This window comes from Microbacterium sp. (assembly GCF_031988965.1).
In the GTDB taxonomy this organism is placed as follows: Bacteria; Actinomycetota; Actinomycetes; order Actinomycetales; family Microbacteriaceae; genus Microbacterium.
The window spans coordinates 1-12,282 of sequence record NZ_DALZXX010000020.1; the positions used below are offsets into that span (position 1 = coordinate 1).

At 67.0% G+C, this 12,282-nt stretch carries 10 protein-coding genes and 1 pseudogene; 10 read left to right on the forward strand and 1 reads right to left on the reverse strand.

The annotated features are described in order from the left end of the window. The 3 genes and pseudogenes from RTM68_RS06545 to RTM68_RS06555 form a co-directional block, all read left to right on the forward strand. Window positions 1–184: pseudogene (locus RTM68_RS06545) on the forward strand (oxidoreductase); the annotation flags it as partial. 38 nt (window positions 185–222) lie between these two features. After that, the gene (gene metG / locus RTM68_RS06550) at window positions 223–1,800 is read left to right on the forward strand and encodes a methionine--tRNA ligase (RefSeq protein WP_312169405.1); all 1,578 of its coding nucleotides are present in this window, start codon (window positions 223–225) and stop codon (window positions 1,798–1,800) included. 3 nt (window positions 1,801–1,803) lie between these two features. Continuing rightward, on the forward strand, window positions 1,804–2,709 hold the full coding sequence (locus RTM68_RS06555) for a TatD family hydrolase (RefSeq protein ID WP_312169407.1): 906 nt from the start codon (window positions 1,804–1,806) through the stop codon (window positions 2,707–2,709). On the opposite strand, the gene RTM68_RS06560 is transcribed toward RTM68_RS06555, so the two are convergent. Next, window positions 2,688–3,947, reverse strand: coding sequence for an MFS transporter (locus tag RTM68_RS06560; RefSeq protein ID WP_312169409.1), 1,260 nt, complete (start codon window positions 3,945–3,947; stop codon window positions 2,688–2,690). The two genes, RTM68_RS06555 and RTM68_RS06560, sit on opposite strands and share 22 nt — an antisense overlap. A gap of 55 nt (window positions 3,948–4,002) precedes the next feature. Between RTM68_RS06560 and rsmA the strand changes: the two genes are divergently transcribed. The 7 genes from rsmA to RTM68_RS06595 all read left to right on the forward strand — a co-directional run bounded on the left by rsmA (window position 4,003) and on the right by RTM68_RS06595 (window position 12,209). Further along, window positions 4,003–4,872 (forward strand): 16S rRNA (adenine(1518)-N(6)/adenine(1519)-N(6))-dimethyltransferase RsmA, encoded by an 870-nt coding sequence (rsmA, locus tag RTM68_RS06565; protein WP_312169410.1) that lies wholly within the window; start codon window positions 4,003–4,005, stop codon window positions 4,870–4,872. Between the two features lie 9 nt (window positions 4,873–4,881). Continuing rightward, entirely contained in the window at window positions 4,882–5,949 is a 1,068-nt protein-coding gene (locus RTM68_RS06570; RefSeq protein WP_312169412.1) for an aldo/keto reductase, read from the forward strand. A gap of 13 nt (window positions 5,950–5,962) precedes the next feature. After that, a complete protein-coding gene (locus tag RTM68_RS06575; RefSeq protein ID WP_312169414.1) occupies window positions 5,963–6,895 on the forward strand; it encodes a 4-(cytidine 5'-diphospho)-2-C-methyl-D-erythritol kinase in 933 nt (310 codons plus the stop codon). 89 nt (window positions 6,896–6,984) lie between these two features. Beyond that, a complete protein-coding gene (locus RTM68_RS06580) occupies window positions 6,985–7,998 on the forward strand; it encodes a LacI family DNA-binding transcriptional regulator (RefSeq protein ID WP_312169416.1) in 1,014 nt (337 codons plus the stop codon). A 155-nt stretch (window positions 7,999–8,153) separates the two neighbouring features. Next, the gene (mmsA, locus tag RTM68_RS06585) at window positions 8,154–9,674 is read left to right on the forward strand and encodes a multiple monosaccharide ABC transporter ATP-binding protein (protein ID WP_312169449.1); all 1,521 of its coding nucleotides are present in this window, start codon (window positions 8,154–8,156) and stop codon (window positions 9,672–9,674) included. After that, the gene (gene mmsB, locus RTM68_RS06590) at window positions 9,671–11,029 is read left to right on the forward strand and encodes a multiple monosaccharide ABC transporter permease (RefSeq protein ID WP_312169418.1); all 1,359 of its coding nucleotides are present in this window, start codon (window positions 9,671–9,673) and stop codon (window positions 11,027–11,029) included. Before mmsA ends, mmsB begins: the two co-directional genes overlap by 4 nt. 61 nt (window positions 11,030–11,090) lie before the next feature. Continuing rightward, window positions 11,091–12,209 (forward strand): sugar-binding protein, encoded by a 1,119-nt coding sequence (locus RTM68_RS06595; protein WP_194763571.1) that lies wholly within the window; start codon window positions 11,091–11,093, stop codon window positions 12,207–12,209. The last annotated feature ends 73 nt before the right edge of the window (window positions 12,210–12,282 follow it).

Genomic DNA, 12,282 nt, shown 5'->3' on the forward strand with positions numbered 1-12,282 from the left:
CGCGACCGCGATCTCGGCCGACACCTGGGTGCAGTGGCGCCTCGACTGGCCGGCCGAGAGCGGCGCGCACACGATCGAGTGCCGCGCCCTGAGCGCCGACGGCGAGACCCAGACCTCAGAGCCGGCAGACGTCGTGCCCGACGGCGCGCAGGGGTGGCACCGCATCGAGGTAACGGTCGCCTGAGCGTAACGACGCCCGGTATCCCGCCTAGAATCGATCCCATGCCCGCAGGCGAATCCTTCTATATCACCACGCCCATCTACTACCCCTCCGATGTGCCCCACATCGGCCACGGGTACACCTCGGTGGCGGTCGACGCGCTCGCGCGCTGGCACCGTCAGGGCGGCGATGACACCTGGATGCTGACGGGCACCGACGAGCACGGCCAGAAGATGCTCCGCGCCGCCGCAGCGAACGGCGTCACTCCGCAGGAGTGGGTCGACAAGCTCGTCACCGAGTCGTGGTTCCCGCTGCTCAAGACCCTCGACGTCGCGAACGACGACTTCATCCGCACCACGCAGGAGCGCCACGAGACGAACGTGCAGACGTTCTTCCAGCGGCTCTACGACCGCGGCTACATCTACGCGGGCGAGTACGAGGCGCTCTACTGTGTGGGCTGCGAGGAGTTCAAGCCCGAGTCCGAGATCGTCGACGGCACCGGTCCCTTCGAGGGACTCAAGGTCTGCGCGATCCACTCGAAGCCCCTCGAGCTGCTGCAGGAGAAGAACTACTTCTTCAAGCTCAGCGAGTTCCAGGACCGACTGCTCGAGCTGTACAAGACCCAGCCCGACTTCGTGCGTCCCGATTCGGCGCGCAACGAGGTCGTCTCGTTCGTGAGCCAGGGGCTCAAGGACCTCTCGATCTCGCGCTCGACCTTCGACTGGGGCATCCCGCTGCCGTGGGACGAGTCGCACGTCATCTACGTGTGGGTCGACGCCCTGCTCAACTACGCCACCGCCGTCGGCTACGGCTCCGATGAGGAGACGTTCGACCGTCGCTGGCCCGCCTACCACGTCGTCGGCAAGGACATCCTGCGCTTCCACGCGGTGATCTGGCCCGCACTGCTGATGGCCGCGGGTCTCGATGTGCCCAAGGGCGTGTTCGCGCACGGATGGCTGCTGGTCGGCGGCGAGAAGATGTCGAAGTCGAAGCTCACCGGCATCGCGCCGACCGAGATCACCGACGTCTTCGGCTCCGACGCGTACCGCTTCTACTTCCTCTCGGCGATCGCCTTCGGCCAGGACGGCTCGTTCTCGTGGGAGGACCTCTCGGCCCGCTACCAGGCGGAGCTCGCGAACGGCTTCGGCAACCTCGCCTCGCGCACCACCGCCATGATCGAGAAGTACTTCGAGGGTGTCGTGCCGGCGCCGGCCGACTATCTCGAACAGGATCTGGTGATCCAGCGTCTCGTCACACGGGCGACGACCGATGCGGATGCCGCGGTCGAGCACTTCCGCATCGACGAGGCCATCCGGGCGATCTGGACCATCGTCGACGCGCTCAACGGGTACATCACCGAGAACGAGCCGTGGGCGCTGGCCCGCGACGACGAGCATCGCGAGCGCCTCGGCACCGTGCTGTACACGTGCGCCGAGGGTCTGCGCGCGCTCGCCGTGCTCCTGTCGCCGGTGATGCCGCAGTCGACCGAGAAGCTCTGGGTCGCGCTCGGCGCCGCCGAGAGCCTGGGGCGTCTGCAGGACCAGCCGATCCGCGAGGCCGGCGCCTGGGGCGTGTTGCGCCCCGGAACCAGCGTCAACGGTCTCTCGCCGCTGTTCCCGCGGGTGGAGTCGGCCGCCTGAGCCATGACGGAGTCCACGCCTGAGACGTACGTGCAGCGACGTGACGGCGAGGGGCGCAAGGATCTGCGGTACCCCGCGGCTCCCGAGCCCCTCGCGGTTCCGGTCTACGACAACCACGCGCACCTCGAGATCGTCGATGGCGATGAGCCGCTGTCGCTGACTGAGCAGCTCGACCGCGCCGAGACCGTGGGTGTCGCGGGGGTCGTGCAGGCATCCGGCGACATCGAGTCGTCGCGGTGGGCGGTCGAGGCCGCGGCATCCGATCGCCGTGTGCTCGCAGCCGTCGCGATCCACCCGAACGATGCCCCCGCCTATGCCGAGGCCGGTCGTCTCGGCGGCGTCGGTCTTGACGAGGCGATCGCCGTGATCGACGAGCTCGCCGCCCACCCGCGCACGCGGGCGATCGGTGAGACCGGTCTCGACTTCTTCCGCACCGAGCCCGAGCGTCGCACGCCGCAGTTCGAGTCGTTCGAGGCGCACATCGCGCTCGCCAAGAAGCACGGTATCGCGATGCAGATCCACGATCGCGATGCGCACGACGCGGTGCTCGAGACGCTGACCCGTGTCGGAGCTCCCGAGACGACGGTGTTCCACTGCTTCTCGGGCGACGACGCGATGGCACGCACCTGCGCGGATGCCGGCTACCACCTGTCCTTCGCGGGCAACGTCACGTTCAAGAACGCGCAGAACCTGCGGGATGCCCTGAAGGTCACACCGCTCGATCGCATCCTGGTCGAGACCGATGCGCCGTTCCTCACGCCGACACCGCTGCGCGGCCGACCGAACGCGCCGTACCTGGTGCCGATCACGGTGCGGTTCATGGCGGCGGAACTCGGCATCGAGGTCGATGAGCTGTCGGCGCAGCTCGCCGCGAACACCCTGCGGGTCTACGGCTCGTTCAGCGACTGATCCACAGGTGCGGCACTGACGATCTGCGAGATCGGCTTCCACACCAGCAGCAGTGTGAGTGCGGCTCCGACGAACGCGAACCACCAGGGAGCCGTCAGGCCCCAGACCTGCGCGATGACTCCGCCCAGAGCCTGCCCGATCACCATGCCGCCGAACACGCCGACCATGTTCACCGAGGCGACTCGGCCCTGCAGTTCGGCCGGCACCAGGCGTTGGCGCACGGTCGTCGAGATCGTGCCCCACACGAACGCGTAGGCGCCGAACACGAACATGATCACGAGCGCGACCCACCCGGTGCTCGTGAGCGCGAATGCCAGGTGCATCAGCACCTCGAGCGACAGCACGACCCGCATGAGTGTCGCGAACGACACGTGCCGTTCGAGCCACCCGAAGCTCAGCGTCGCGAGGATCCCGCCCACTGCGGAGGCGGTCGTGAGGGCGCCGTAGCCGACGGCGCCCATCTTCAGATGCTCGGTGGCGTAGAGGACGAGCACGCCCCAGGGGGCCGCCCACGTCACGTTGAAGACCAGGATGATCAGCACCAGCATCCGCACCGGGGGGTTCTGCCAGAGCCAGCGGAGACCCTCGGCGATGTCGGTGTGCACGTGCGATCGCTCGCCCTCGCCGCCCGAACGCGGCGGAACGGGTGTCCGCGCCATCCGTGAGATCAGCACGACTGCGAGCAGGACGCAGAGCACCTCGACCAGGAACGGCCAGGCGGTGCCCGCGGCGAAGAGGAATGCGCCGAGCGGTGGACCCGCGAACTGGTTCGCGACGAGGTAGCCGGCCTGCAGCCGGGCGTTGCCGATGCCGAGGTCGGTCGGCTTCACGAGCATCGGCAGCAGCGTGCTGCCCGCGGTGTCGACGAAGACCTCGGCGGTGCCGTAGAGGAAGGCGACCGCGAGCACGATCCAGATGTTCGCGGTTCCCGTGAGCAGGAACACGCAGAGGGCCGCGAGCACGACCGCTCGTGCTCCGTTCGCGACCATCACGAGTCGGCGCCGGTCGAAGCGGTCGGCGATCGCCCCCGCGTGCAGGCCGAACAGCAGCCAGGGCAGGAACTGCAGGATGGCGCCGGCAGCCACGAGGATCGGCGACGACGTCATCGACGCGATGAGCAGGGGAGCGGCGGCCAGAGCGACACCGTCGCCGACGTTGCTCGTCCACGATGACGCGACCAGCCAGCGGAAATCCCTGCCCATCCGCCGTGGTGCGATCAGTTCACCGAGGGAGGGCATCACAGAAGACTACTGGCCGGTTCGGACACCGGCGGGGGTGAGGGACAATGGAGCAATGACAGTCACCCTGCTCGGCGCCACCGAGATCCGCCGGCTCGCCGCTGAGCTCGACGTCACCCCGACCAAGAAGCTCGGTCAGAACTTCGTCGTCGACGCGAACACGGTCCGCAAGATCGTGCAGGCCGCCCGTGTGCAGCCGGGGGAGCGGGTCGTCGAGGTGGGTCCGGGGCTCGGGTCGCTGACCCTCGCGATCCTCGAGGCGGGAGCATCCGTCACCGCCGTCGAGATCGATCACCGACTCGCCGCACGTCTGTCGCAGACCGTGGTCGAGCACGGCGTCCCCGCCGAACAGCTGACGGTGGTGGATGCCGATGCGCTGCGCATCACCGAGCTGCCCGGCGAGCCGACCGTACTGGTGGCCAACCTGCCCTACAACGTCTCGGTGCCTGTGCTGCTGCACTTCCTCGAGAGCTTCTCGTACCTGAAGCGCGGCGTCGTGATGGTGCAGGCCGAAGTGGCCGAGCGTCTGGCTGCGAAGCCCGGCTCGAAGATCTACGGATCGCCCAGCGTCAAGGCGGCCTGGTACGGCGAGTGGAAGCTCTCCGGCACGGTGTCGCGCCAGGTCTTCTGGCCCGCGCCCAATGTCGACAGCCTGCTCGTCGGCTTCGATCGGGCGGAGGGAGAGCGCGGTCCGGAGGAGGAACGACGACGCACCTTCCAGATCGTCGATGCCGCGTTCAATCAGCGGCGCAAGATGCTGCGGCAGGCCCTGTCGGGACTCTTCGGCAGCTCTGCGGCGGCATCCGACATCCTGATCGCCGCGGGGGTCGCTCCGACCGCTCGTGGTGAGGACCTCACGGTCGAGGACTATCACCGTGTTGCGAAGCACGTCGCTCGGATCGAAGACGCCGTCGTCACCGACTAATCTGGCACCGTGACCGAAACCCCCCGCTTCCGTCCGAACGTCCCTGAGCTGCACCGACCGTATGCAGCCGATGAGAGCCGGTACCAGCAGTTCGCGTACCGTCAGGTCGGCTCGTCGGGGCTCTACCTGCCGCCGATCTCGCTCGGTCTGTGGTGGAACTTCGGCGACAACATCCCGCTCGACAACCAGCGTGAGCTTCTGCGTCACGCGTTCGACCGGGGCATCACGCACTTCGATCTGGCCAACAACTACGGCCCGCCCTACGGCTCTGCCGAGAAGAACTTCGGGCGTATCTTCGCCGAGGACTTCCGCCCCTATCGCGATGAGCTGATCATCTCGTCGAAGGCCGGGTGGGACATGTGGCCCGGGCCCTACGGCGACTACGCGAGCCGCAAGTACATCCTCGCGAGCGCCGAGCAGTCGCTCACGCGAATCGGCCTCGACTACGTCGACATCTTCTACTCGCACCGCGTCGACCCCGTGACGCCCATCGCCGAGACCGTCGCTGCGCTCGACACGCTCGTGCGTCAGGGTAAGGCCCTCTATGTCGGCATCTCGTCGTACAGCGCCGAGCGCACGGCCGAGGCGCTCGCGGTCGCGAAGGATCTCGGCACGCCGCTCGTGATCCACCAGCCGGCGTACTCGATCCTCAACCGCTGGGTCGAAGACGGGCTCACCGACACGCTCGAGCAGTCAGGCGTCGGCGCGATCGCCTTCACGCCGCTCGCCCAGGGCCTGCTGACCGATAAGTACCTCGGCGACGGCACGGCGGACCGCGCCCAGAAGCGCGGATCGCTGCCGGATGCTCCGCTGTCCGACGACGCCGTGCAGACGCTCCGCGCGCTGAACGACATCGCGAAGGAGCGGGGACAATCGCTCGCGCAGCTCGCGCTGCAGTGGACACTGCGCAACCCGGTCGTCGCCTCGGCTCTGGTCGGCGCCTCGCGACCCGCGCAGCTCGACGAGAACATCGCCGCGCTGAACGGTCCGGCGTTCACCGACGATGACCTCGCGCGCATCGACGAGCTCTCGGGATCGATCGACGTCGATCTCTGGGCTTCGTCCACGGAGCTCTGACAGGAACCGCATCATGAGCTTCGCCGCCTCGCCCCCCGCCGTGCACGTGCGCGCGCCGGGCAAGATCAACCTCTACCTCGGTGTGGGTGGGCGGCACGACGACGGCTATCACGCTCTCGCGACGGTGTTCCAGGCCGTCTCGCTGTACGAGGACGTGATCGCTCGGCACGCCGACGACTTCTCGATCACGGTCTCGGGGGTCGACGACCCCGACTCGGTGCCGCTCGACGACCGCAATCTCGCGATGCGTGCGGCGAAGCTGCTCGCCGCGGCCGCGGAGTATGAGGGCGGCGTCGCTCTGGAGATCCGCAAGAGCGTGCCGGTCGCCGGAGGCATGGGCGGCGGTTCGGCGGATGCGGCCGCGGCGCTCGTCGCCTGCGATGCGCTGTGGGGCACCGGATTCTCGACCGCGCGTCTGCACGAGCTCGCGGCGCGTCTCGGGGCCGACGTGCCGTTCGCGCTGCACGGCGGCACCGCGGTCGGCACCGGGCGGGGCGACCAGCTCAACCCGGCCCTGGCGCGCGGACGCTTCGACTGGGTCCTCGTTCCGAGCGACGCGGGACTCTCGACGCCGGTGGTCTACGGCAGGCTCGACGCGCTCCGCGAAGAGCACGGCGCGCTCGCCGACGACCCGCCGCTCTCACTCGACGTGCCCATCCCGGTGTTGCAGGCGCTGCGCTCCGGCGACCCCGAGCTGCTCTCCGAGAGCATCTACAACGATCTCCAGGAGGCGGCGCTGCACGAGCGTCCCGATCTGGAGACGACCATCCTGCGCGGCATCCATGCCGGTGCGCTGCAGGGCATCGTGTCCGGATCCGGCCCGACGATCGCCCTTCTGTGCGGCAGCCCCGAGAGCGCGCAGCACGTGCAGAACGAGCTGCGCGAGCACGGGTTCGATCCGCTGCACGTGCACGGCCCGGTGCCCGGCGCGCGCATCATCGGCTGACGCCGACGATGCGTGCGAGGTGCGTTCGGCGTGCCGTGCGTACATAATGAGATGACGATGTGACCGTGCACATGCAAGGAGGCGATGCAATGTCCACCGCCTCCGAACGCGCTCGCGTGCCGAGCATCCGCGATGTCGCGCGGCTCGCGGGAGTCTCGCATCAGACCGTCTCGCGAGTGCTCAACGACCATCCGAGCATCCGCCCCGAGACCAAGGCGAAGGTGCTCGACGCGATCTCCGTGCTCGACTACCGGCCGAACCTCGCGGCGAGGGCGCTCGTCACGAGCAGGTCGAACATGCTGGGCATCCTGTCGGCCACCGTGGGGGAGTTCGGTCCGACCTCCTCGATCGTCGGCATCGAGGATGCCGCGCGCGAGGAGGGTTACTCGGTCTCGACGCTGAACCTGTCCGCGACCTCGCCCGAGGCGATCGGCAGCGCCCTGCGGCAGCTGACGCGCGAGCAGGTCGACGGCATCGTGGTGCTGGCGCCGCAGGTGCGGGTCTTCCATGTGCTGAAGGGCATGGCGGTCGACATCCCGTTCGTGTCGCTGCAGACCGCATCCGGGTCCGACGGGGTGAGCCTCTCGGCCGACCAGGTGACCGGTGCCCGCACGGCCACCGAGCATCTGATCGGTCTCGGCCACAGCGACATCCTGCACATCGCCGGCCCGCAGGACTGGGTCGAGGCGGAGTCGAGGATGCGCGGGTATCTCGATGCGCTGCGCGAAGCCGACCTGCCCACCTTCCCGCCCGTCCGCGGTGACTGGACGGCGGACTTCGGCTACTTCGCCGGGCAGGAGCTGTCGCGCAGGCGCGACTTCACCGCCGTGTTCGTCGCCAACGACCAGATGGCGATCGGTCTGCTGCACGGCTTCCGTGATGCCGGCATCCGCGTACCCGAAGATGTGAGCGTCGTGGGGTTCGACGACATCCCCGTCGCGGCGCACGTGGCACCGACGCTGAGTACGGTGCATCAGGACTTCCCCGAACTCGGACGCAGGGCGGTGCGGATCCTGCTCGCGCAGATCAGGGGCGAGCAGGCCCCCGTGTTCGGGCCTCTGCAGACGACCCTGCGCACCAGGGAATCGTCGGCCCTTCGATAAGGCCACATTTTCGTCTGTGGTCTTGACACCGCTTCGGCGAGCGTAGACTATGTAATCCAATGTGAACGGTCACATCGAAGGTGGCCGCCCGTCGCGAGGAAGATCTTGTGAGCACCACAGCAACGTTGCCGGTCGTGTCAGGCCCCATCCTGGAGATGCGCAGCATCACCAAGGAGTTCCCGGGTGTCAAAGCGCTGTCCGATGTGTCCATCACCGTCCGGGCAGGCGAGATCCACGCGATCTGCGGCGAGAACGGTGCCGGCAAGTCGACACTGATGAAGGTCCTGTCCGGTGTCTACCCCTACGGCTCGTACGAGGGCGACATCCTGCTGTACGGCGAGGAGCAGCGCTACCGCGACATCGCGGCGAGCGAGCAGGCCGGTATCGCGATCATCCACCAGGAGCTCGCCCTGATCCCCGAGCTCTCGATCACCGAGAACATCTTCCTCGGCAACGAGATCCGTCACTTCGGCAGGATCGACTGGCAGGCGCAGCGACAGCGCACGGTCGAGCTGCTCGCCCGCGTCGGTCTGCGCGAAGACCCTGATGTGGCGATCAAGACGCTCGGCGTCGGCAAGCAGCAGCTGATCGAGATCGCCAAGGCGCTCAACAAGGACGTCAAGCTGCTCATCCTCGACGAGCCGACCGCGGCACTCAACGAGAACGACTCGCAGCACCTGCTCGACCTGATCCTCGGTCTCAAGGCCAAGGGCATCGCGTCGATCATGATCAGCCACAAGCTCAACGAGATCGAGCAGATCGCCGACGAGATCACGATCATCCGCGACGGGCGCACGGTCGAGACGCTCGACATCTCCCGCGGCGAGATCAACGAGGACCGGATCATCCGCGGCATGGTCGGGCGTTCTCTCGAGAGCCGGTATCCCGATCGCACCCCCGAGATCGGCGAGGTCTTCTTCGAGGTGAAGGACTGGTGGGTGCAGCACCCGACGGTCTCCGAGCGCATGGTCGTCAAGGGATCGAACCTCAACGTGCGCCGGGGTGAGGTCGTCGGCATCGCCGGACTCATGGGCGCCGGTCGCACCGAGTTCATGATGAGCATCTTCGGGCGCTCGTACGGCAACTTCCAGTCGGGCACGATCGTGAAGGACGGCCAGGAGATCACGCTTCCCGACGTGTCGTCGGCGATCAAGCACGGTCTGGCCTACGTGAGCGAGGACCGCAAGGTGCTCGGACTCAACCTGCTCGACACCATCAAGCGCTCCACGGTCGCTGCGAAGCTGTCGAAGATCTCGAAGCGCGGCGTCGTCGACGAGCGCGCCGAGTTCTCGATCGCCGAGCAGTACCGCAAGGCTCTGCGCATCAAGGCGCCCTCCGTCGAAGAGGGCGTCGGCAAGCTCTCCGGCGGCAACCAGCAGAAGGTCGTGCTGGCGAGGTGGATGTTCACCGACCCCGACCTGCTGATCCTCGACGAGCCCACGCGCGGCATCGACGTCGGCGCCAAGTACGAGATCTACGCGATCATCAACGAACTCGCCTCTCAGGGCAAGGGCGTGATCGTCATCTCCAGCGAGCTGCCCGAACTCCTCGGCATCTCCGACCGCATCTACACCGTCTTCGAAGGTCGGGTCACCGACTGCATCCCGGCCGACCAGGCGACACCCGAGGCCCTCATGCGCAGCATGACCTCCGCTACTCAGAAAGCATCCGCATGACCACCGACATCACGACAACGAAGCGTGGCTTCCACTTCGGCGACATCCGCAAGATGTTCGGAAGCAACGGCACTTCGTCGCTGCGCCAGTTCGGCATCCTGGGCAGCCTCATCGTCATCATCGCGCTGTTCGAGATCCTGACGCTGCTGCGCAACGGTCCGAACGGCGCGACGCTGACCTCGGGCAACCTGATCAACGTCATCAACCAGTACTCGTTCATCCTGATCCTGGCGATCGGCATGGTGATGGTCATCATCATGGGCCACATCGACCTGTCAGTCGGGTCTGTCGCCGCGTTCACGGGCATCATCGTGGCGAAGTCGATGGCGGAGTGGAACCTCCCCTGGCCACTCGCGATCGTGCTCGGTCTCGCGGTCGGCGCGCTCGTCGGCGCCTGGCAGGGATTCTGGGTGGCATACGTCGGAGTCCCCGCGTTCATCGTGACCCTCGCCGGCATGCTCCTCTTCCGCGGCGCCCAGCAGTGGATCGGTGACGCGCAGACCATCCCGGTCCCCAAGGGCTTCCAGATCATCGGCACGGGCTACCTGCCCGAGGTCGGACTCCCGCTGCCGTTCAACGTGCCCACCATGCTGCTCGCGCTGGTGGCCGTCGCCTGGCTGATCTTCTGGGAGATCCGCACGCGTCGCATCCAGCACAAGATGGGCTCGGACAGTGCGCCGCTGTGGGTCAGCGTGGTCAAGGTCGTGCTGCTGTCGGTGGTCGTCCTCGTCGCCGCGTGGATGTTCGCGACCGGTCGTCCCGGTACGAGCTTCCCGGTACCGGGTCTCATCCTGCTGGCCCTCGTCATCATCTACTCGTTCATCACGCGCAACACGGTGTTCGGCCGTCACATCTACGCGGTCGGCGGCAACCGTCAGGCCGCGCGTCTGTCGGGTGTGAAGGACCGCTGGGTCGACTTCTTCGTCATGATGAACATGTCGGTCATGGCTGCCCTCGCCGGCATGATCTTCGTCGCTCGTTCGCAGGCGTCCGGCCCGAACGACGGCACCGGCTGGGAGCTCGACGCGATCGCCTCGGTCTTCATCGGCGGTGCCGCCGTCGCCGGCGGTATCGGCACCGTGATCGGGTCGATCATCGGTGGCCTCGTCATGGCGTTCCTCAACAACGGCCTCGCGCTGCTCGGCCAGGGTGCCGACGTCGTCTCGATGATCAAGGGCATCGTGCTCCTGTTCGCGGTCGGCATCGACGTCTGGAACAAGCAGCAGGGCCGCCCCTCGATCATCGGGTTCATGACGCGTCGCTCCGGCCGCAACACCGACCCAGAGGCCTCTCCGGTTTTCGAGCCCAACAAGACTTACCAGGCTCCGCCCGTCGACAAGACGCGGAGCGAGTAAGCGGAATCTGCGCGCAGTGCTCGCGCGCAGTATCCGTCAACATCACACAGAAAGAGATCACATGAAGAAGATCATCGTCACAGCGACAGCGCTCGTCGCGACGGCTGCCTTCGCACTCACCGGCTGCTCGGCCGAGCGAGGCGGGGACACCGGTTCGGGATCGGGCGAAGAAGCCGCGGGCTTCGCGGCAGACTCCTCGATCGGCGTCGCGCTTCCGGACAAGACCAGCGAGAACTGGGTCCTCGCCGGCAAGCTCTTCACCGACGGTCTGGAAGAGGCCGGTTTCAAGGCCGACGTCCAGTACGCCCCGGCCAGCAACACGGTCGCCGAGCAGCAGAACCAGATCCAGGCCATGGTCACCAACGGTGCCAAGGTCATCATCATCGGCGCGAAGGACGGCAAGCAGCTGGCCACGCAGGTGCAGGCGGCGAAGGATGCCGGCGCATACGTGATCGCGTACGACCGTCTCATCGAGAACACCGAGGCTGTCGACTACTACGTCGCCTTCGACAACTTCAAGGTCGGTGAGCTGCAGGGTCAGGCGCTGCTCGACGGTCTCGAGGCTCGTGCGGGCCACGAGGCTCCGTACAACATCGAGCTGTTCTCGGGCTCGCCCGATGACGCCAACTCCAAGGTCTTCTTCGACGGCGCGATGAGCGTGCTGCAGGACAAGATCGACGACGGAACGCTGAACGTCGTGTCGGGTCAGACCGAGATCGCGCAGACCGCGACCGAGGGATGGCTTCCGGAGAACGCGCAGAACCGCATGGACACGCTGCTCACCTCGTCGTACAGCGGTGACACCGTGGTCGACGGTGTGCTGTCGCCGAACGACACCCTGGCTCGCGCCATCATCACCTCGGTGCAGCAGGCCGGCAAGCCGGTTCCGGTCGTCACCGGTCAGGACTCCGAGGTCGAGTCGGTGAAGTCGATCATGGAGGGTGTGCAGTACTCCACGATCAACAAGGACACCACGCTTCTCGTGGAGCAGGCCATCAAGATGGTCGGCCAGCTTCAGGCGGGCGACACCGTCGACGTGAACGATGAGGAGTCGTACGACAACGGCGCCAAGATCGTTCCGGCGTACCTGCTCGACCCGGTCATCGTGACCAAGGAGAACGCGGCCGAGGCGTACGCCAACGTGCCGAGTCTCCTCGAGATCGTCGAGTCGTACCAGTAAGCGATTCCCGCTTCGCAGCGGATCAGCTTTGCAACGAACGAGCCGTCCGGACCTTCGGGTCCGGGCGGCTCGT

Bases quoted from the DNA above. Each gene is read 5' to 3' on its own strand.
- metG (WP_312169405.1), top strand. From the start codon at position 223: ATGCCCGCAGGCGAATCCTTCTATATCACCACGCCCATCTACTACCCC.
- mmsA (WP_312169449.1), top strand. From the start codon at position 8,154: ATGCGCAGCATCACCAAGGAGTTCCCGGGTGTCAAAGCGCTGTCCGAT.
- RTM68_RS06575 (WP_312169414.1), top strand. From the start codon at position 5,963: ATGAGCTTCGCCGCCTCGCCCCCCGCCGTGCACGTGCGCGCGCCGGGC.
- RTM68_RS06595 (WP_194763571.1), top strand. From the start codon at position 11,091: ATGAAGAAGATCATCGTCACAGCGACAGCGCTCGTCGCGACGGCTGCC.
- RTM68_RS06555 (WP_312169407.1), top strand. From the start codon at position 1,804: ATGACGGAGTCCACGCCTGAGACGTACGTGCAGCGACGTGACGGCGAG.
- mmsB (WP_312169418.1), top strand. From the start codon at position 9,671: ATGACCACCGACATCACGACAACGAAGCGTGGCTTCCACTTCGGCGAC.
- rsmA (WP_312169410.1), top strand. From the start codon at position 4,003: ATGACAGTCACCCTGCTCGGCGCCACCGAGATCCGCCGGCTCGCCGCT.
- RTM68_RS06560 (WP_312169409.1), bottom strand. From the start codon at position 3,947: ATGCCCTCCCTCGGTGAACTGATCGCACCACGGCGGATGGGCAGGGAT.
- RTM68_RS06580 (WP_312169416.1), top strand. From the start codon at position 6,985: ATGTCCACCGCCTCCGAACGCGCTCGCGTGCCGAGCATCCGCGATGTC.